Origin of the sequence: Thalassospira sp. SN3W, from assembly GCF_038070535.1 — a bacterium.
In the GTDB taxonomy this organism is placed as follows: Bacteria; Pseudomonadota; Alphaproteobacteria; order Rhodospirillales; family Thalassospiraceae; genus Thalassospira; species Thalassospira xiamenensis.
The window spans coordinates 291,369-312,500 of sequence record NZ_CP121124.1; the positions used below are offsets into that span (position 1 = coordinate 291,369).

Here is a 21,132-nt window from a genome sequence, read left to right on the forward strand (position 1 = left end):
TGGGATGACTTTTCTTGGAATTGATCTGGGAACCTCGGGTATCCGCCTACTGCTGATTGACGACGGTGGTGTGCCGATAGGCTCAGCGGAACGCAGCTATGACGCCAGCCATCCGCACCCGGGCTGGTCTGAGCAAAATCCTTCGGACTGGATTGCGGCACTGGAAGATTCCATTGCCGAGCTGCGTGATAATTATCCGCAGTTTGCCGCGCTGCGGGGTATTGGCGTAGCCGGCCATATGCATGGAGCGACACTTCTGGATAACAGCGGACGGATCTTGCGCCCCTGTATTCTGTGGAATGACACGCGCTCTCATACGCAGGCCGCGCGCCTTGATGCCAAAGAACCGTTTCGTGCCATTTCGGGCAATATCGTCTTTCCGGGGTTTACCGCGCCGAAACTTGAATGGGTACGGGAAAACGAACCCGATATTTTTACAAAAACCGCAAAGGTTCTTCTGCCCGCCGCTTATCTTAACTATTACCTGACCGGGGAATATGTTGCGGACATGTCGGATAGCGCGGGCACCTCATGGCTTGATGTGGGTAATCGGACATGGTCGAACACGTTGCTGTCTGCCGCAAACATGCGCCAAGATCAGATGCCCCGCCTTGTCGAAGGCACGGACGAAGCCGGTCGCCTGCGTCCCGCTCTTTTGGACAAATGGGGTCTTGGTGGGCCGGTTTCAGTTGCCGGTGGTGCGGGTGATAATGCAGCAGCGGCCTGTGGTATTGGCGCGCAGAATGAAGGACAGGGATTTGTCTCGCTTGGCACATCTGGTGTGTTGCTATCAGCACGCGACGGCTATCATCCGGCACCAGAAACCGCGTTGCATACATTCTGTCATGCCATCCCGGGACGATGGTACCAGATGGGCGTTATGCTCTCGGCAACAGACAGTCTGAACTGGCTTGCACGCATCACCGGTCAAAACCCGACAGAGCTAACTTCAAAGCTTGATGGCAACCTGAAAAAACCCGGCACTGTCCGCTATCTCCCTTATCTGGCGGGGGAAAGAACGCCGCACAACGATGCAGAGATCCGTGGCAGCTTCACAGGACTGGCGACCGAAACGAGCCGCGAAGATCTTACGCGTGCCGTGCTTGAAGGAGTTGCGTTTGGTTTGCGAGACAGCTTTGAGGCATTGGCCGCAACCAACGCTAAACTGGATCGTTTGATCGCTATTGGCGGTGGGTCGGCCTCCCGATACTGGATAGAGCTGATAGCCACCGTCCTCGGCGTTCCCCTGGCTCTTCCGAAAAGTGGCGAATTTGGTGCGGCTCTGGGTGCCGCAAGGCTTGGCATCGCTGCCGCAACCGGTGCCGCTGCTGACAGGATTATATCCATCCCGGAAGTGCATGAAACCATTGATCCGAATGAAAGTTCGCGATCTGCATTCGACGCTGCCTATCAAAACTTCCGCAAGGCCTATCCGCTCATAAAAGCCTGCCAGCAACAATCATAACGCGGTTTGAACGCGACAGAGGATTTTTCGAAAACAGGGTTCATTTTGGGAAGACTACTTTCGTAAAGTTATCATCTACCTCTTAACACCCCGCCAAGAACCTCACCTTAAATCCGCCCCTTCTGCCACCCCAAGCCGACCGACAGTCGCTCTGCCGAAGACGTTACCAGACGGATTATATGTTCAAGTTCGGAATCATGCGTTCGGAACGCAGGTGCCGCAACGTTCAGGGCTGCAATCGCCGATCCGTCCATAGCGAATACAGGCGCTGCGATCGAGACCAGTTGATCGCTGACCTCGCCTCTGCTGAGGCAATAACGCTGCTGTTGAATTTTCGATAATTCGGCAAGGATAGCACCACGAGTTCCCAAAGAGTTGGTTGTGAATTTCTCCGGTTTTGCCGGCACACATCTTTCAATCGTTTCTCGGGATTGAAAGGCCAAGAGAGCCTTTGGCGACCCGGCATAAAGTGGACGGCGACGGCCAACCACCGCATGTACACGCAGATCGCGGGACGGTTCGCACTTCGCAATACAAAGGGCTTCGTTGCCATCAAGTATTCTTAGCTGCACGGTCTCGTTCACCCGCTGGCATAATTCCTCCAGAATGGGGTTCGCCAGTTTAACCAGATCGATTTGCGAACTTGCCGTGATTCCGAGTACCAACATCGAATTTCCAAGCCGATAACCGTTCTCCTTATCCCGAATTACCACTTGTCGCTGTTCCATTGTATGCAACAAACGGAATGCTCTCGACTTTGTTAAGTTAGTTTTTTTAGCTAGGTCGGTCACACCAGAATGTGGATATCGAGCAACGGCCATCAAAAGATCGAACGCCTTACTAACTGATTCTACATGATAATTATCATCCCCCATCGCTCAGCTCCCTTCGAAATTCAACGTTATATTTTATGTATCATAGAGTGAAACACTAAGAAAATAAATTTGACACAATACAAATCCGTTTCTCATCATGCCTCCACGAGATCCGCTCTCGAACGTATCGCAAATAAAAATAAAATACCCATCGAACTCCAGCCAATCAGGGAGCCACCTAGTGCTTTATTCACTGACACGACGTGCCTTAACGGGCTCGGCAATTTTACTTTTTGCAACTTCGGCTGTTCCAGCCATTGCACAAGAAGATACCACCCTGTCTATCGGGATGGCCGCCGTCATCACCTCGCTTGATCCACACGAAGATTCAAACTCCCCCAACAACGCCACAAGCCGCAATATCTTTGACAGCCTTATCAATCGCGGCGGATCGGCCGAAAACAAACCGCAGCTTGCAACCTCATGGGAGGTGCTTGACAGTACCCACTGGCGTTTCAAGCTTCGTGAAGACGTCAAATTCCATGACGGTTCAACATTTGACTCCGAAGACGTTGTGGCTTCATTGGTCCGTGCCCGAGACAAGGAAAGCAAGGCCTTTGCCTCCTACACCCGCAATATTGCAGAAGTGACAGCAGATGGCCCAAATGCTGTCATCGTCGAGACCACTGTTGCAGATCCGATGATCCTGAACTCGCTAAGCCGTATCCGCATCATCAGCTCTGACTATGCAGATGCCAGTGTCGCCGATTTCGAAAACGGAAAAGCGGCAACAGGCACCGGCCCCTTCAAGTTTGTTTCTTATACCCCTGGGGATCGGATCGAGCTGGACCGCAATGACGACTATTTTGCGGGCCCTTCAGAATGGTCGCATGTCACCATCCGGATGGTTCCCGACAATGGCGGTCGTCTGGCATCTTTGCTTGCCGGTGACCTGGACCTGATTGAAGCTTTGCCCGCGGAAGGCGTTGATCGTGTAGAAAGCAGTGATGGCATGCACATCATTCGCGGACAATCAACCCGTCTTGTATATCTTGGCATGGACGTCGCTCGCGATCAGACACCGTTCGTGACAGCGAAAGATGGCTCGGCACTGGGCACCAATCCGTTCAAGGACGAGCGCGTTCGCAAAGCGCTTCTTATGGCGATCAATCGTGATGCGATTGTTGATCGCGTAATGCGCAAAAACGGAACGGTTGCAGATCAGTTTGTTGCCAAAGGCTTTTTCGGTCATTCTGAAGAAGTTGAAAAAGTTGCCTATGACCCGGAAGGCGCACGCAAATTGCTGGCCGATGCGGGCTATCCGGACGGCTTTGCCATGACCATCCACGGCCCGTCTGGCCGCTATGTCAATGACAGCGAAGTCCTGCAGGCAGCCGGCCAGATGTTCTCGCGCATCGGCATTGACACCAAGGTCGAAGTCCTGCCGTGGTCGGTTTATTCCAACAAATACTCGGACGGTGAATATTCGCTGTTCCTGGGTTCATGGGGTGTAAATACGGGCGAAGTATCTAATCCGGCTCTCGCCATCGTTGCCGGTCGCGATGCCGAAAAAGGTACCGGGCGTTATAACGGCAGCGGTATCAATATCCCGGAAGTTAATGCTTTGCTTGATGAAGCCACATCAACTTTGGAAGAAGCAGCACGCGAGCCGCTTTTGAAGGAAGTGTCAAAACTGGTTTTCAACGATAACTGGTTGCTTCCGATGCACTACGAAAACGTGGTCATGGGCGCTAAATCCAATATCAGCTACAAGCCGCGTGGCGATAAATACACGCTGGCCTATGAAGTCCACAATTCCGCAAAAACGGAATAAAGCGAGACCCCGGGGGTGCCCTTGCACCCCCGATGTCCCGAAGACGATTTCCCCACGGAGACAAAAATGCAAGAACTTGGAACGAGCGGTGCCGCTGCACGCGCGCGCGCTGTATATGACTATGGTGAAACGGCTATTTTTGCCTCTAAAGCCGATCCCCGTTTTCATATGCTGCTTTATGTTCCGCCTGCTGCTGCCGATGGTCGTAAAGTTGACCTTCTGGTAGCCGTTCATGGCACAGGTCGCACGTCAGCCATTGAATTCCGGGACGGATTTGCCGAATTCGGCCTGTATCATGATTGCGCCATTCTGTGCCCGATCTTTCCGATGAATGTTCGTGGCGATGGTGCACGATCAGGTTACAAATACATGATCGAAGGCGATATCCGTTATGACGAGATCATTCTCTCGATGGTCGCAGAAATGGCTGAGAAGTACCAGCAGGACTGGTCGCGTTTTGCCATGTTTGGCTTCTCCGGCGGCGGTCATTTCACTCATCGCTTCGCCATCTTGCGCCCCGAAAACCTTTGGGCAGCCTGTATCGGTGCCCCCGGTTCCGTCACGCTGCTTGATCCCGATCGCGACTGGTGGGTTGGCGTGCGAGACCTTCAGGAAAAATTCGGTCGACCGTTTGACGCCGAAGCACTTGCACGCGTACCGGTGCAAATGGTTGTCGGCAGTGTCGATCTTGAAAACTGGGAAATCATGCACGAGCCAGGATCGAAATACTGGATGGAAGGCGCAAACGATGCCGGAAACACCCGTCCGGAACGCCTTCGCAGCCTGAAGGCTTCGTTTGAGAGCGCCGGGGTTAATGTAACGTTTGATGAAGTTCCCGGCGTTGCCCATGACCGATTAAAAGTACTGGGTCATGTGAAGGCCTTTCTTGCCGAACGCCTCAAGGAGAAACGTGCATGAGCCGCAATGCCACAATTGTCGCGCCACAACCCGAAGCCGTAGAAGCCGGAGCAGAAGTTCTCGAACGCGGCGGGAACGCGATTGATGCTGCCCTTGCCTGTGCTTTCGTTCAGGGCGTCGTCGACCCACAGATGTCCGGGATTGGTGGCTTTGGTTCCATGCAGGTTTACATGCCCAAACGCGGCATTCATGAAATGCTGGAATTCTATGCCCTTGCCCCCGCAGCATCCACACCGGATATGTGGCTGAACAAGCTGCTGGGCCAAAGTCGCGACGGGTTCGGGTTCATACTCGAGGACAATATTTCTGAGATTGGATACCTTGCCTGTTGTACTCCCGGTTCACTCAAGGGCTATGAAACAGCATTGCGTGACTACGGCACCTGGGAATGGGGCGATCTGATCAAGCCTGCGATCCGCCATGCAGAAGAAGGTTTTATGATCCGCCCTCACATGCACTGGTACTGGACGAAGGATCAAACCAGTGACGGGCAGGTCAACACACTTGACAAGCTTCGCTTTTCCGAAACAGGCCGGCGCATCTATTTCCACGATGATGGCAGTGTACGTGGTGTAGGAGACATTCTGCGTAACCCGGATCTCGGGCAGACATTGCGCAGAATTGCCGAAAGCGGCAACTCGGACATTTTCTATCATGGTGAAATCGCAGAACAGATTGCATCGGATTTCGCTCGAAATGGCGGACTGATAGGTCTGGATGATCTCGCACAATATTCCGTCTCAAAAGCAGCCCCCGTATGGGGTAGCTATCGCGGCCACAGGATTGCATCAAGCCCGCCCCCCGGGTCCGGTTTTCCGATGATCGAGTTGCTCCATATTATGGAGAACTTCGACGTTGGCGCCATGACGCACGGTTCGACAGAGCATATCCGCACGCTCTTCGAGGCGATGAAGCGAATGACAATCGACAAGGACATGCATATGGGCGATCCCGAATATGTTCATGTTCCCGTCAAACAGCTTCTGTCAAAGGAGCATGCGGCAAAACTGGCGGAATCCATTCGCCGCGGCGAACGGGCCAATGTCGAGCGCCTGGACCTGTCGCAGCGAGACACAACCCACATCTCCGTTATCGACGCAGAAGGCAACGCTGTTGCCATGACCCATTCCCTTGGCAGTCCTTCCGGTGCAATCACGGATGGGCTGGGTTTCATGTATAATGGATTGATGGGGCGCTTTGACCCGCGCCCGGGCCGAGCAGCTTCGATTGCACCGCGCAAACGTCGCGCAAGTTCCGCGGCACCAACAATTGTCTTTGATGGCGAAAGCCCGTCGATTGTAATTGGCGCCCCTGGCGGCAGTTATATCGCCCCAAGCGTCGCCCAGGGCATCATGAACATGATCGATTTCAAAATGGATATTCATGAAGCCGTCTCGGCTCCCCGTATCGTCGGTGTCTCCAATTCGATAGACATATCCAACAGAACTCGACATTCGGTCGCAAGCGACCTGCGCAATGACGGCTATACCGTTGTACGTTCTCCACAGGCTTATGCTTTTGCAGCATTACACGGCATTCAGGTGAAGGATGGGCAATCGGCTGGTGCAGCAGATCCGCAGCGTGATGGAATGGCGATCAGCATTAAAGCCCCAAAAAGGAGCTAGGATATGGTCACCTCCTTAATCCGGCGCATGATACAGGCAGCCTTTGTCATCTTCGCGATGACGCTGATTGTTTTTATTGGTGTCAACGTAATCGGCAATCCGGTCGATATCCTTATCAACCCGGATCTCAACCAGGCAGAAAGAGCACTGGTCATCAAGCATCTGGGTCTCGACCAGCCTTTATGGAGCCAGTATCTGAGCTTCATAAAGGGGCTGATGCAGGGAGATTTTGGCGACAGCTTTGTCTACAAGCGTCCCGCGCTGGAGGTCATTCTTGAACGACTGCCCGCAACGCTTGAACTGGCACTTTGCGCAATGGTCATTGCCATTGTTGTTGGTCTACCTCTCGGACTTTATGCAGGGCTTTATCCAGAACGGATTTCGTCGCGCCTTATCATGACGGGTTCAATTCTGGGCTTTTCGCTCCCGACATTCTGGGTCGGCCTGATGTTTATATTGCTATTTGCAGTTCAACTCGGATGGCTGCCTTCAAATGGGCGCGGGGAAACTGCAATGCTGTTTGGCACGCCATGGTCATTCCTGACTTCCGACGGTATTTCGCACCTGCTTCTTCCGGCATTGAATCTGGCGCTATTCAAGACCTCCCTCATCCTTCGCCTGACACGCGCCGGCGTGCAGGAAGTCATCATGCAGGATTTTGTCAAATTCGCGCGCGCCAAGGGCCTGAGTGAATCCCGGATCATTCTTGTGCATATCCTCAAGAATCTGATGATCCCGGTCGTGACAATCATTGGTCTGGAATTCGGGTCACTAATTGCATTCTCTGTCGTGACAGAAAGCATTTATGGCTGGCCGGGAATGGGCAAGCTCATCATAGACAGCATCAATCTTCTCGATCGCCCCGTGATCGTCGCTTACCTGATGATGATGGTGATCCTGTTTGTGACGCTGAACTTCATTATCGACATCTGCTATACGCTGCTGGACCCTCGCGTCCGGCTCGAAGGAAAAGGATAATCCGTGATGGATGCCAAACTTGCCGACACCACAGGCGTTGACAACCCGGCATTGCTCGCCGATGCACCACCTCCCAGAAAGATAGGCCCTGCCATTATCCGCTTCCTTTCGTCTCCCACTGCGTTGATCGGAACGGTTGGTCTGATTACTGTTGTTTTCGTAGCGGTTTTTGCACCTCTTTTATCTCCGCAGAATCCCTACGACCTTATGCAGCTCGACATTCTTGACAGTCGTCTGGCACCAGGTTCCGAAAGTTTTTCAGGTGTACCGTATTACCTTGGCACAGACGGCCAGGGCCGCGACATCCTGTCGGGTATCATGTATGGCTTGCGCACGTCGCTTATTGTCGGAATTGCGTCCGCACTGGTCGCTGCAATTATCGGCACGACCGCTGGTTTGCTCGCCGCCTATTCTGGTGGACGCATAGAAACGCTGACGATGCGTCTGGTGGATTTGCAGCTATCATTTCCAACTATCCTGATGGCCCTGATGATCCTTGCCATCCTTGGGAACGGGGTAACCAACGTCGTCATTGCGATAATCATTGCCGAATGGGCAACGTACGCACGCACGGCACGTGGCACCGCCTTGGTGGAGCGTGAAAAGGAATTCATCGAAGCCGCGCGCTGCCTGAGGATTCCGGGCTACCGCATTTTGCTGCGTCACCTTCTGCCAAATTGTCTCGCACCGATCATTGTGATTGCAACGATGCAGGTTGCACGCGCCATTGGTCTGGAAGCAACCCTTTCGTTCCTTGGACTTGGGGCATCCGTCACCCAACCCTCGCTCGGAATGCTGATCTCGAACGGCTATCAGTATCTTCTTTCCGGTCTGTACTGGATCAGCTTTTTCCCAGGTATTGCGCTGCTGATCACAATCGTTTCCATCAACCTTGTTGGTGACCGTCTGCGCGATGTTCTCAATCCGAGGAATGCCCGATGAAACCATTACTTGATGTTCGCGATCTGGTCACCGAGTTTCCCATTGGTGGAAATCAGGGTCTGCGCGCAGTTGACGAAGTCTCTTTTAAGCTAAACCGCGGAGAAGTCCTTGGATTGGTGGGCGAAAGCGGCTCCGGGAAAAGCGTTACAGGCTTCTCGATCATGGGGCTGGTAGACAAGCCCGGCAAGGTAAGCTCAGGTCAGATTCTTTTTGACGGCGAAGACTTGGCCACACAATCCTATGAACAGATGCGCAGCCTGCGGGGACGCAGAATTGCCATGGTGTTTCAGGATCCGATGATGACGCTAAATCCGGTGTTGCGGATTGGCACACAAATGACCGAAGCGATCCATGCGCACGAGAAAGTCTCTCCATCGCAGGCCCGGATACGCGCCCGCGATGCGTTGGGGATGGTGGGCATTCCTAGCCCCGAAGAACGTCTCGATGCCTACCCGCACGAATTTTCCGGCGGGATGCGACAACGTGTCGCCATTGCGATTGCCCTTTTGCATCGCCCGGATCTGATCATTGCCGACGAACCAACAACCGCACTTGACGTAACGATTCAGGCCCAGATCATTTCCGAGTTTCAGAAATTGACGGAAGAACAGGGAACTGCAGTCATCTGGATCACCCACGACCTGGCTATCGTATCGGGTCTGGCTGACCGGGTTGCCGTCATGTATGGCGGTCGGATTGTCGAATCCGGTGACATCACCGCAGTCCTTGAAGCACCGCATCATCCATATACCCGCGGCTTGATACGTTCAGTACCATCCGAAAACAGCCGAGGCACTCGCCTTGCCCAGATTCCCGGCGTCACGCCAAGCCTCTCACGCATGCCCGAAGGATGCACATTCCGAACCCGTTGCGAACATGCAACCGACGCCTGCCGGGTCCGTCCGGGACAATTTGGTAATGAGCTGGACTATCATCGCTGCTTCCATCCGTTCGAGGAGAAACTCGCATGAGCCTCCCTAATACCCCTCAAAACGAGTCCCCCCTTCTCGAAATCCGCAAGGTTTCACGCCATTTCGGTTCAAAACCGGATATCGCCACAAGAATATCGATTGCTCTGGGGGCGGCAAAACCGCCACCCGTAGTTCACGCTCTTGACGAAGTCGATTTGGTCATTCGCCGTGGCGAGGTTCTGGGTCTGGTTGGTGAAAGCGGCTGCGGAAAATCCACGCTCGGACGGATTGCTGCCAACATTCTTCAACCGTCATCAGGATCCGTACTTTGGAAAGGGACCGACCGATCAAAGTTAAATGGTCGTGCATTGCGTGACGCGGATCTGGCGGCACAAATGATTTTCCAAAACCCGATGGCCGCGCTTAACCCGCGCATGAATATCGAAACGCTGGTATCAGAAGCGCCAGCCATTCATGGCATGATCAAAGGCAGCCGGGCCGCCTATGTTGACGAATACCTGCAAAAGGCAGGCTTCGATCCGGACATGAAACGACGCCTGCCTCACCAGTTTTCCGGCGGACAGCGCGCCAGGGTCAACATTGCCCGCGCACTTGCCGTACGCCCCGACTTTCTTGTATGTGACGAAAGCGTGGCCGCACTCGACGTATCCATTCAGGCGCAAATTCTAAACCTGTTTATGGATCTTCGGGAACAGCTTGATTTGACCTATCTGTTTGTCAGCCATGACCTTGGTGTTGTCGAGCATATTTCAGATCGGGTCGCCATCATGTATCTCGGGCGTGTGGTTGAAGAAGCCCCAGTTGAAGAGGTCTTCGCAAAACCAAATCATCCTTATACACAGGCACTTCTGGCTGAAGTCCCACGCATCAGACCCGGAAAACGGAAATTCGAAGCAATCAAGGGCGAATTGCCAAGTCCGATCAATCCTCCACCGGGATGTCATTTTCATCCGCGCTGTCCCTTTGCAACGGAACGTTGCCGCACCGAGATCCCAAAACGAAAGGAAATTGCGCCGCATCACTATTCGGCCTGTCATTTGAACGACGAGGCAGCATGAGCCCGAAAAACCTATGGCAAAGCAACAGCGCGTTTGCATTTGCGCTGGCAATCGGAACCATAGGAGGCGGTCTTTTCACTTGGCTCGGACTACCGCTGTCATGGATGCTTGGCTCCATGACAGCGTGTGGACTTGCGGCAATATTGCGATTACCGATCGCGGGATCCCGAAGCGCAAGGCCGCCGATGTCTGCAATCATTGGCGCCATGCTAGGCACCCAGTTTGGACCGGATGCCGTGGCGGGAATTGTGCATTGGTGGCCAGCATTGATCGGACTTGCCATCTATCTACTGATCGCGGCGACACTTTGTTATTTTTACCTTGTGCGGATCGTAAAACTTGATCCGGTAACAGGGTACTTTTCCGCCATGCCCGGCGGATTGATTGATATGGTCTTGCTTGGTGCCGAACGCGGCGGGAATGAACGCACCATTGCATTGATGCATTCCTCCCGGATTTTTCTGGTCGTTTTCAGCCTGCCGCCTCTTCTCTCACTTGTAACCGGCATTGATACCGGTACACGCGCTGCAGCATATCGTCCGCTTGATGATCTTATCGCAATAGATGCGGCATGGTTTGTTTTTGCAATAGCTGCAGGAGTACTTCTCGGTCGACTGATACGTCTGCCCGCCCCTTATCTTATCGGCCCGATGCTTGCGAGCGCCATCCTCCATTGGATGAATATAACAGCATTCATCGTTCCCTCGGCGGTGATTGCGATCGCCCAGATCGTGCTTGGAACAACTGTTGGCTGCCGCTTTGTCGGGACCGCACCACGCTATATTCTGCGCATATTGCTGACCTCGGCCGGCTCGACACTTATTTTGCTGGTGGTTGCGCTTTGCATGGCTTTTGCCCTGCAATATGTCCTGGACATACCAATAGAAGGAATCTTCCTTGCCTTCTCCCCGGGCGGCTTGGCCGAAATGAGCCTGGTTGCTTTGGCGCTCAATCTGGAAGTTTCATTTGTCACACTATGTCACATCAGCCGCATCGCAATGGTCGTTTTGGGGGCATCGTTCGTCGCACGTTTTCATGCGTCACGCGACTGACAATCAGACGGATCAGAACTGTCTGACAAAAATTGTCTTTAAACTCAAACACCCCGCTCGGCGAAAGCCCAGCGGGGAGTTTTGATCTAGGGCTCTGTTATATCTCGCACAGGAGCGATTTATAACAGAAGTGGTTGCGGGGAGAGGATTTAGCTACGCGCTTTGCGCTACGCTGAACCGGCGCAAAGCGATGCTTTGCTTGGTTTGAACAAGAGGCTCAAAATGACCGCTCCCACCTACCAGACATTAAAAAAGCCCGCCACGAGGGCAGGCTTTCTTAATGTTGGTTGCGGGGAGAGGATTTGAACCTCTGACCTTCAGGTTATGAGTTAGTTTCCCAACCATATCACCGTCTATCACCATTTTCTCAATTTCACGCTATATTGCTGTTTAAATGGGAATTATAACCCACATCTCTACGCCATAGCTTCACATTCAACCTTGCATTTCGCCTCCATCTGCTTCCATTATGCTTCCATATTTAGGAAAGGAAGCAGTATGGCCCGCCTGAGCAAGCGCACCGTAGATGCCCTCAAACCGCTAGAGAAAGACTACTTCGAATGGGATGACGACCTGCCCGGCTTTGGCGTTCGCGTTATGCCTACGGGCCGAAAAAGCTACCTGATCCAATATCGCGATAGCAGTCGCCGAACTCGCCGCAAGGCCCTAGGCCGCCACGGCACCGTTACAGCAGATGAAGCCAAGGCAGAAGCCCGGCAATTGCTCTCATCTGTTGCACGCGGCGAGAACCCGGCAGAGGACTATAAGCGCAAGAAGGGTGCACCAACAGTTCGAGATCTTGGTGAACGCTTTATGAGCGATTATGTCCCGACGCGCTGCAAGCCCTCCACTGCCAAGGAATATCGCCGCAGCTTTGATCTTTTCATCTATCCGGCTTTTGGCTCCCTCAAAGTCGCGGACGTAAAGCGCGCCGACATTGCCGACCTGCATCACAAGTTGCGTGACAAACCCTATCAGGCAAACCGCACCCTTGGCGTTCTATCCGTGATGTTCAATCAGGCAGAAGTTTGGGGATTGCGCCCGGACGGGTCCAACCCTTGTCGGCACGTCAAAAAATACAACGAGGAAAAGCGAGAGCGCTATCTACGCGGGGAAGAACTGATTCGACTTGGGCAAACTCTGAACGACCTCGAGAAGGCAGGCACGGAGTCACAATCAGCAATCAATGCGATACGGCTTCTAATCCTGACTGGCTGTCGCCTTGGTGAAATCCAAACCCTAAAATGGGAATACGTTCAACGTAACGCTCTGCACCTACCCGACTCAAAAACGGGAAAGAAGAAAGTCCCAATTGGTGATGAAGTCCATTCAGTGCTGGAAGATATCGAACGTGTGGACGGCAACCCTTACATAATTACGGGTAAGCTACCGGACTCTCATATCACCGATATGCAAAAGCCATGGCGTCGTATACGGGCGGCTGCAGGACTGGATGACTTACGCATTCACGATCTACGGCACTCCTATGCCTCTGCCGCCGTTGGCATGGGAGAGAGCTTACCAATGATCGGCAAGCTACTAGGACATAGCCAAGTGCAAACCACAGCACGCTACGCGCATCTGGCTGATGATCCCGTTACAGCTGCCGCCAACAAAATATCCAATCACTTGGCGAAGATGATCAGCAAAAACTAAGAATAAATCCGCATGCAAACTCTTACAGATTAAAATAGCATGACTTTGTCTCTACGCATCATTTTGAACGCAGTCATAGAAGGGCACGCGATTGAAAAAACAAGACAAAAGTAGCGTCTCAGATAGAAACGACATGCCCAGAGTTTCTGACGTCCGAAACAAACTACCAGATACCATGCAGTTTCTCGCATACCCTGAGTTTCTGTGCCGAAAGTGGTACTGGATTTGGCGAAACTTTGCGGTGGTCCGGTTACCTTTTGAATTAGTAGCCGCTACAGCAATTATTACCGGGATAATAACCTTCTATTACTCGCAGCAAGATCGAGCAGACCAAACCGCCATCCAGAGAGTAATGCTAATGGCTGAAGTTTCAAAACTTTCTGCCATGGGCTTTAACTCAGGCTCAGCAACAATTGCGATGATTTTGACTTTGCTGAATGAGCAAAGTGCATCCATGAAATACATCTCGATAACAAGTTTGACACTCCCTAACCAATTGAACCTAGGAAATGCCAAACTAGAACACGCCAAGTTTCATGGCACCACGCTAATGGAAGTAAACCTCAGTGGTGCAAATTTGGAACACGCAGCATTTTACGATGCAAATGTTACCGGAGCCAATTTGAGCAATGCCAATCTCACAATGACAGAGTGGCGAGGCTCCCACTTAACGAATGCAGATATCTCAGGCGCAAACCTTCTGTATGCGGACTTTAGACAAACGCGCGTGGATCATGCCAACTTCACGGATAGCGATATAGCCGGGGCCAACTTCCAGAATTCTACCATTTCTCAGTTGCAAGTTAATCAAGCTTGCCAAAGGCCAGCCGGACCACCTCCCGTATTGCCGCAACACCTTCATTGGCAGAACAACATCTGCGATTAGAGTTCCAAGGAAATTGAATCGGTCGGCCCATTATCCACGACACCTTAACGCTCTTACCTTACGTAACATATACGTAGGGGTAGCACCCCTAACGTTACGGGAAGTGGGCTTACGCCAAACTACCAACACCGCGTCAAAACCCGTAACGGAATAACTACTCAATACCCGTAAGGGACTGAATACGCTGGCAAGCGCTGGACTCTCTCCATCCGATTATGCTGTATAGATAGATCACATAGAGCGGAACGTATAGAAGGCGAACAACCGATGGATGCGTGGGAAATCTGGAACGCGGGCAAACCATTAGCGAGTGCGCATCTTCATTTCGGCAGCCAAGACAAAGTTAGCGCCCTTCGCAAATACGCCACAGAAAACTCGAACACCAAAATGTTCGAACGCCTGCAAGCAAACCTTGAAAGTGGGAAAGGCTTTCTGGACTCACTTCAGGGGGTCACCGGCGACATAAAGCCAAAAAACGATTTACTTGATGAAGTACGCCGAGAGATTCTGCAGCACATAGGTAACGGCAATCTCAAAGCATTTGGCTTTGAAACACCTCGGCGCGCGAATGATACACCGATTGAAGTCCCCGCTGACCTCTGGAGAGGTTGGGTTCGATGGGACAAAAGCTTAGTCGAGGCACAAAGCCTGAAAATTGAGAACGTCCGCCTTGTCCCCAGCAATCATATCGAAAAGCAAATAGCGCCAGCTTTAACGACAGCACAAAGTGATGGCGAACCTTTCCGTCCAGCGGGTCGCCCAAGCAGGAAAGATCACATCATTGCAGCATTTCACGCCTTGAACAAGGCTGGAGAAATCGACTTCAACAAGCCTGCCAAGCACTGCTATCCGGCAATTCGCGCTTGGGTAAAAGCCCACTATCCTGAAGACGAAAACCCAGACCGAGGGCTAGGCGACAAAGCCATTCAATTGCACGTAAACCCATTGTTCAACGCAGCGAAGAACAGCGACTAAAAACTATAAAACACCTCAGGTTTTATAGTCTTATTAATAGTCGACAGACTGTTGCACGGTCACTCCAACGCAAACAGCCCAAATGGAGATGACATGCTACAAGCACAGACGAACACCATCGAAAATCCCGCCTACTACGACACCCTGATCAACGAGGTCGAAGCCGCCAAGTTTCTCGGCTACACAGTACGTGCCCTTCAGAATTGGCGCGTTCGCGGTGGCGGTCCGGTTTTCATTAAGGTATCCGCCCGTTCCGTCCGTTATCGCCGTCGCGACCTGATCGCATGGGCTGACGAACTGGCCGTTACCAGCACCTCAGCTTTCCAAAACTAAACCGATCATCGCGGGCAGGCTCATCAACGAGTTTTGGCCCGACGGGGTTGGGCGCGCCGTCGGGCATTTTGGGGCCGTAAGGCTCAAAAGGAGCAGGTGGAGAAAAACAACTCCCCTGCTCCACTCTCTCCACAGCCCGCAGCAATTATTTTGGAAGGCCGATCTTCAATACCGGCCCCAAAACCTAAAGCGCCCCCTGCGCGGAGCGCCAAACGAACAATTCCAGCCCAACGGGCTGGCCTTCTTTTTCCCTCAAAAATCTGAAACCCGAAAACCCAGAGGGGGGTCCTTGTAACACCCCCCTCTAGAATTACAGATCAACCAAAGGAACCAAGAAAATGCCTGAACTTCTTTATGCTGGCTTTGATACGCTTGAGGTTTCCTTCCAAGGCGCACTGAAAAGCGAAAGCTTAGAAATCCTTCGCAACGCCAAAGATGAAGCCGCCAAAACTCGTGAGGACCAACTCATCGAAATCGGCCCCGGAAAAGTCGACGGCCATGTTCCCGCTCACGGCATGACGGGTGGCTATGCATTTGTCTTTGATACAGGCTTCATGGGCGAACAATGGACCTTTATGGACAGCGAAGATACTTCTCGCTGGAATATTGCGGTAAAGGTGCGCGCCGCTAACCTAGCCGCCCACAGCTATCAGGAAATCAAAGAGCGCATACAACAGCGTTCAGCCGATATGGGCTGCATTGTGCTTCAAGAGAGCATCCGCCGCGCCGACTTTGCTATGGACTTCCTGATGCCGGAAGGCTTTGAACTCAATCAGGATCAAGTCGTTGCCCATAGTCATAGTAAGGTTAGCAGCCATTGGGGAGAAAAGGGCGCGGTTAGCGAAAAACAATATCACCCGAGTACCGTTTTCAGAGGCCGCAAACTGGAATCCATCACCATTGGGAAGATGCCAGGGCGACAAGTTATAATCTACAACAAACGAAAGGCCGCGATAGAGAAGCAAACGCCGTTCTGGTTCAAAGTATGGAACATTGCCCCCAAGGACACCACCAAACACGTCTGGCGTGTCGAATTTCGGGCAGGGAAGAAGGAACTGAAGGAAAAGTACAACTTGCGTAGCTTCAGGGATTTTGAAGACAGTATCGGAGATGTGTTTGTCAACACCGCTGAGAAGGTGCGTTACATTGATGATGGGCAGGTAGTTTCGAATGTCAGCCGCACGCTGCCGCACCCTTTATGGATAGCGGTAAAAACTACTCTTGAACACAACTTGCTTGAATATCGCTCTGGTCTTCTTCCCGGACAACTAAAAGAAGTACTCCGCAAACAACAAGAAGACATTTACTGGCAACAAATTCAGGGAAATGTGGCAGGCCTTGCGGTCGTAAAAGCACTATCTGATCAAGAAATGAAAACAAACTACGCCCGGAAAGTCTCAACAAATCTAGAAAGACTGATCAACGTAGAAGGTGGCCGCTTTTGGGAAAGCTACAACCGCGCCAGATCACGATTATATTTTTTAGAATAAAGAAAAAATCATCCTACAACCAGTATCTTTTAACTTACTGTTACGCTTCTGTCTCTATTTCAAACAGATTTTTCAAAACCCTATCAACAAGAGATTGAGCTTCATTAAGCTCCATAGAGGTTATTGTTGGAGTTGCGCGCCCGTATAGCAAATCTCTCTGACGAGACATGAAGTTCTGGAGTTTTATCCATATATCGTCATCAAGCGGAATCCGCCTTTTGAGTCCTTCAAGCTTACTGTCTAACAAAAGCTCACGAAGATTAAGCTCGCTATCTTCATCATCCTGCTCATGAACAATGTAGCTCTTAAAGGCAGTGATCAATGTTAAGTTCAGCAGGTTGAAAGCGAACCAATTACCTTGGGTAAAAGGTTGTTTTGCCACCTCCTTGGCTGCCACCACCCCCTCATATAAGCCCGCGATCCATGGCTTTTCCCGAGTTATTTTCTCATTCTTTGATGCCACTCGCTCGGCGATTCTGGGTTTCGATTTTGGTGGCGCAGGCAGAAAGGAGCGCTTTGCCGAAATAAAATCTAAAATCTCAGTATCAATGATATCGCCAGTCGGATAGGCAAAAACTTTCTCAGACCACCGACCTTCCCACGCCCTTGATACAGCAGCGTAATCCTTAACAACTGTAACAAGCCAATCGTGTAACGCCACAAAAACGTGATGCTTGGTGCTCACATCTGATTTGCTACTATTCCACGGCATTTCAGCAGCGTCACCACGGAGACTGACAATCACTTTGGTCAGCGCAATCTTTGGGTGAGGCAAACCTGCCTGTCCCTTAGAAAACCCCACGTCAAATGTCTTCATAGCTGGTGCAACAAGTCTATCATTGCAATAGAAATACACCCCATACTCACCTGAGGTCGGACTAGACTCGTTGCTCAGACCAGCAAGTACCTCAACTTCCACTTCGCTCCCCTTTGGAGTTATCAACTTTCCATGATAACGCCGCGGTAAGTAATCGGGCGGATATGACCAATTATTGAAGTTTCTCGAGCGAATCTCAGTTCCATTTAACTTCAATGTCACTCCAGCTTGATCAATGAATTTAGCATATGTTGCCGCTAAGTGCTTACGCAACTTCTCTTCGTGATCTTCTCCTATTGGCTCACGAAGCCTTTGCAAGTCTATCCTAGTAGTCCCGGGCTCAATTTCTGAAACTTCAAATAGGGGCAATGACCAATCATCATCATTCAACCAACCGTCATCAAATTCAATTTGATAAGTCTGCATGTCTCGGTGTCTTGTAGTAATGCGTATCTGCTCAGCTAGGGCGACAACGGCTCTTTTTGTGCCAACGCCAAATATTCCGATTGTTTCGTCTTCTTCGCGGGAACCGGTTTGTCCCGGACCGACTATATATCTCAATTCATCGCGAGCTAGCCCGCCAGCATTATCTTCTATCCGAATGGTGCGATTGAAATAGTCTATCACGACATCAATTGAGATTGGTCCTCGCCGCCCATTGCGGGTCCAGACATCAAATCCGTTATCAATTAACTCACAAACTGATTTGTTTAGATCATAGTCCGCAATAATGGAGAGAAAGAGCCGTTTTGATGGAACAGCATCAAGAATAGTGACTTGTCTCTTCATAATGAGCCCCCCCGCGCAGCAAACAATCAATTAATACTTGCAAGGTCGACAGAAAATCACAACCCTTTAAAAAAATGGAGGCAGTCTATTATGCAGTATTTTGACCGAACGAAAGTTCCACCACCAAAGGCTTTCCAAGGAAAGGCAGCAACAACAGAGCGCCAAGAGCTCCTTTCATTCTTATCTCAAGATAGTGCGAGGCAAGCTCAAACCTCTCCACCATCTCGTTACTTCAAACCTGATCAAGAAGTCATAGCCGCGTTGGACAAGCTGTTTCGTTCAAAGTGCGCGTTCTGCGAAGCCCGTACCCATCTAAACGTTCAGCTTTTTCGGCCACCCGAACAAGCAACCCCGCTCGCCACAACAAAGTTTGCCCACCTCTACTACGCTTGGCTAAGGACAGATTGGACGAACCATTACCCCGTTTGCGATCATTGCTCTGTACGAAGTGGCAGGGATTTTCCTGTAAGATCCAACGATAGGGGCAGGCTACCAACAGTTGAGGAATTCAAATCATTTGCAGAAGAAAATTATGGTTTGTGGCGATACCCGCATAAAGACAAGAAGCTTCTGATCGACCCATGCAAAGATAGATCCTACATATCGCATTTTAGTGTTGATCTGTCAGGTCGGCTTCAGCCGATATCAAAGGCTGCTTTCGCAACCATTCAGACATTCGGCCTAGATCGAACGGAGTTAAATGTCTCTCGAGCACACTCTTTCGATCAATACTTGCACTTATTGCTTTCCGAGTTTGAAAGGGGCATTCACTCGTCTGTTCTCGAATTCGAACAGCTAGAGTTCGGTGGGACCTGGTACTTGTTACTTCGAAGATTACTCATTGGGACAGCAAAGAAGCTGGGACGCCCCATCAAAGTCACCAGAGAAAACATCCGCCAAGAACTAAAAAACATTTTGCGTACTGACATTGGAAGAAACGCAATGAGAGAGTGCATCGAAAACATTCATCAACCAGAAATGCTCAAACCCGTAAGAGCAAAAACTCGACAATCGGGCCCTCCCCCCCGATTAACATCTATCGAATTGGAAAACTTCAAATCACTAGAGCGTATAAAATTAACTGTTCCCGAGCCAATAAGCACCAACCCAGAACGAGAACACCCCTCCCATGCCGCAGCTTTGCTTGTTTTAGGTGAGAATGCCTCCGGCAAGAGCTCACTATTGGAAAGCGTGGCACTTGCTCTTTGTGGAGAAGCGGTACGGACTAATATTGGTAAATCCGCTGCTGTCTTTATCCTCGATCCCAATCTCATGGGAGCAAACGGAGAGAGAAAACCCGCATATTCCTCCGTCACCCTAAAATTCGATTATAGTAATGAGAATAAATTAATCATGGAAAATGATTTCCATGAGGATTTTCAGGTTCTTCATACTCCACCTGTTTTTGCCTATGGCGCATTTAGGCAGTACAGCTCAAGTCCGAAGCGCACTCTGCGGCTTGGACACGTTGGCACACTTTTCGAGCCTAGCGTAGTACTCCCAAACCCGGAAAAATGGCTCCTAAGCTTGAACGAAGCGAGGTTTTCTATGGTCGTTAGGGCTCTTCGCGAAATACTGTCTATAGATGGAGAATTTGATGTAATAGAACCTGATCGGGTAAACAATCGTTGCTTTCTTGTAACCCAAGTCGAACCTGGACAATCAGGAACATCTATTCGAACCCCTCTGGAAATAGCTTCCTCGGGCTACAGATCCGTTCTCGCGATGGTTTGCGATATACTGGAAGGCCTTATGGGACGCAGCGACCGCAACCTTCGACCGTTAGACGAACAGCATGCTGTAATTTTGATCGACGAGATAGAAGCTCATCTTCATCCTCGTTGGAAAATGCAAATAATGGCAGCAATACGAAGAATTCTTCCAAACTCCCTGATTATTGCAACCAGCCATGACCCACTCTGTGTGAGAGGTATGCACAACGGTGAGGTCGTCGTCTTCAACCGCGCGCAGAATCTTAGCGCAGACCACATCATGCCATTTATTATTGAGGAACGTACCAAACTACATAACTTTGAAGAAATGACCATTGAACAACTTTTAACATCTGATCTATTCGAGATGTTTACAACTGACTCACCCACAGTTGAGAGAGAGTTTGCTAGGTTAGCAGACATATTAGCCCGTCAAGACGACGAAGATTCATTATCGGAAGACGAAAAACTAACACTTGCTGAACTGAAGAGCCAAGTAGACAGAGCTCTCCCTTTGGGCACATCTAAAGTGCAACAATTAATTTCTTCTGCCATACACAAGTTCTTAGTAAAACGACGGGATGCAACTAAGAAAGAATTGGATGCACTGGAAGAAGATGTACGCCAACAAATCGTTAGCGCGCTGGAGAGTATATAATGCGCTTCGTGTCACGCGGTAAAACACCTGCCCCGTCAGAGCTTAAAAGCCGAAACAAAGATGGCAAAACCGAGTTCGAACGCGCCCAAGCTCACATGGCAGCACCAATCCCCCCCGGCCAAAAGCGTGCCCCTTTCAATTTCCGCGTATATAAGTCAGATGAAGTAAAACAACGACTTGAAAAGCTATTTCACGGA

The 21,132-nt window shown here is 51.0% G+C and carries 18 protein-coding genes (1 of these 18 cut by a window edge); 16 read left to right on the forward strand and 2 right to left on the reverse strand.

Annotated features, from left to right (window positions below; genetic code table 11):
* The first annotated feature begins 4 nt into the window (after positions 1–4).
* A complete protein-coding gene (gene xylB / locus P8T57_RS01170; RefSeq protein ID WP_341364345.1) occupies positions 5–1,465 on the forward strand; it encodes a xylulokinase in 1,461 nt (486 codons plus the stop codon).
* 107 nt (positions 1,466–1,572) lie between these two features.
* Here xylB and P8T57_RS01175 read toward each other — a convergent pair whose 3' ends face one another.
* On the reverse strand, positions 1,573–2,340 hold the full coding sequence (locus P8T57_RS01175) for an IclR family transcriptional regulator (protein WP_341364346.1): 768 nt from the start codon (positions 2,338–2,340) through the stop codon (positions 1,573–1,575).
* A 181-nt stretch (positions 2,341–2,521) separates the two neighbouring features.
* Between P8T57_RS01175 and P8T57_RS01180 the strand changes: the two genes are divergently transcribed.
* The 13 genes from P8T57_RS01180 (at position 2,522) to P8T57_RS01240 (ending at position 16,959) form a co-directional block, all read left to right on the forward strand.
* The gene (locus P8T57_RS01180) at positions 2,522–4,114 is read left to right on the forward strand and encodes an ABC transporter substrate-binding protein (protein ID WP_341364347.1); all 1,593 of its coding nucleotides are present in this window, start codon (positions 2,522–2,524) and stop codon (positions 4,112–4,114) included.
* Between the two features lie 66 nt (positions 4,115–4,180).
* On the forward strand, positions 4,181–5,032 hold the full coding sequence (locus tag P8T57_RS01185) for an alpha/beta hydrolase (RefSeq protein ID WP_341364348.1): 852 nt from the start codon (positions 4,181–4,183) through the stop codon (positions 5,030–5,032).
* Entirely contained in the window at positions 5,029–6,657 is a 1,629-nt protein-coding gene (gene ggt, locus P8T57_RS01190) for a gamma-glutamyltransferase (protein ID WP_341364349.1), read from the forward strand. Before P8T57_RS01185 ends, ggt begins: the two co-directional genes overlap by 4 nt.
* 3 nt (positions 6,658–6,660) lie before the next feature.
* Positions 6,661–7,635, forward strand: a complete 975-nt coding sequence (locus P8T57_RS01195; RefSeq protein WP_247795358.1) for an ABC transporter permease — start codon at positions 6,661–6,663, stop codon at positions 7,633–7,635.
* A 6-nt stretch (positions 7,636–7,641) separates the two neighbouring features.
* Positions 7,642–8,577, forward strand: coding sequence for an ABC transporter permease (locus P8T57_RS01200; protein ID WP_341364350.1), 936 nt, complete (start codon positions 7,642–7,644; stop codon positions 8,575–8,577).
* Positions 8,574–9,548, forward strand: a complete 975-nt coding sequence (locus P8T57_RS01205) for an ABC transporter ATP-binding protein (RefSeq protein ID WP_341364351.1) — start codon at positions 8,574–8,576, stop codon at positions 9,546–9,548. Before P8T57_RS01200 ends, P8T57_RS01205 begins: the two co-directional genes overlap by 4 nt.
* Positions 9,545–10,567: an oligopeptide/dipeptide ABC transporter ATP-binding protein gene (locus tag P8T57_RS01210; protein ID WP_341364352.1), complete on the forward strand. Its 1,023-nt coding sequence runs from the start codon at positions 9,545–9,547 to the stop codon at positions 10,565–10,567. Before P8T57_RS01205 ends, P8T57_RS01210 begins: the two co-directional genes overlap by 4 nt.
* A complete protein-coding gene (locus tag P8T57_RS01215) occupies positions 10,564–11,619 on the forward strand; it encodes an AbrB family transcriptional regulator (RefSeq protein ID WP_341364353.1) in 1,056 nt (351 codons plus the stop codon). The genes P8T57_RS01210 and P8T57_RS01215 overlap by 4 nt, the downstream gene beginning before the upstream one ends.
* Before the next feature lie 498 nt (positions 11,620–12,117).
* The gene (locus tag P8T57_RS01220; RefSeq protein WP_341364354.1) at positions 12,118–13,275 is read left to right on the forward strand and encodes a tyrosine-type recombinase/integrase; all 1,158 of its coding nucleotides are present in this window, start codon (positions 12,118–12,120) and stop codon (positions 13,273–13,275) included.
* A gap of 91 nt (positions 13,276–13,366) precedes the next feature.
* Positions 13,367–14,161 carry a pentapeptide repeat-containing protein gene (locus tag P8T57_RS01225; protein ID WP_341364355.1) on the forward strand — a complete coding sequence of 265 codons (795 nt, stop codon included), beginning with the start codon at positions 13,367–13,369 and terminating at the stop codon, positions 14,159–14,161.
* A 267-nt stretch (positions 14,162–14,428) separates the two neighbouring features.
* A complete protein-coding gene (locus P8T57_RS01230) occupies positions 14,429–15,136 on the forward strand; it encodes a hypothetical protein (RefSeq protein WP_341364356.1) in 708 nt (235 codons plus the stop codon).
* 93 nt (positions 15,137–15,229) lie between these two features.
* The gene (locus P8T57_RS01235; RefSeq protein ID WP_114104538.1) at positions 15,230–15,469 is read left to right on the forward strand and encodes a helix-turn-helix domain-containing protein; all 240 of its coding nucleotides are present in this window, start codon (positions 15,230–15,232) and stop codon (positions 15,467–15,469) included.
* 338 nt (positions 15,470–15,807) lie between these two features.
* Positions 15,808–16,959: a hypothetical protein gene (locus P8T57_RS01240; RefSeq protein ID WP_341364357.1), complete on the forward strand. Its 1,152-nt coding sequence runs from the start codon at positions 15,808–15,810 to the stop codon at positions 16,957–16,959.
* A gap of 40 nt (positions 16,960–16,999) precedes the next feature.
* Here P8T57_RS01240 and P8T57_RS01245 read toward each other — a convergent pair whose 3' ends face one another.
* Entirely contained in the window at positions 17,000–18,565 is a 1,566-nt protein-coding gene (locus P8T57_RS01245; RefSeq protein ID WP_341364358.1) for an ATP-binding protein, read from the reverse strand.
* Positions 18,566–18,655: 90 nt separating this feature from the next.
* Between P8T57_RS01245 and P8T57_RS01250 the strand changes: the two genes are divergently transcribed.
* Together P8T57_RS01250 and P8T57_RS01255 are read left to right on the forward strand one after the other, a co-directional pair.
* On the forward strand, positions 18,656–20,935 hold the full coding sequence (locus P8T57_RS01250) for an AAA family ATPase (protein WP_341364359.1): 2,280 nt from the start codon (positions 18,656–18,658) through the stop codon (positions 20,933–20,935).
* Positions 20,935–21,132, forward strand: the 5' portion of a protein-coding gene (locus P8T57_RS01255) for a hypothetical protein (RefSeq protein WP_341364360.1). Its footprint extends 780 nt past the window's final position; only the first 198 of its 978 coding nucleotides appear in the window; its start codon is at positions 20,935–20,937; its stop codon lies off the right edge, out of view. Before P8T57_RS01250 ends, P8T57_RS01255 begins: the two co-directional genes overlap by 1 nt.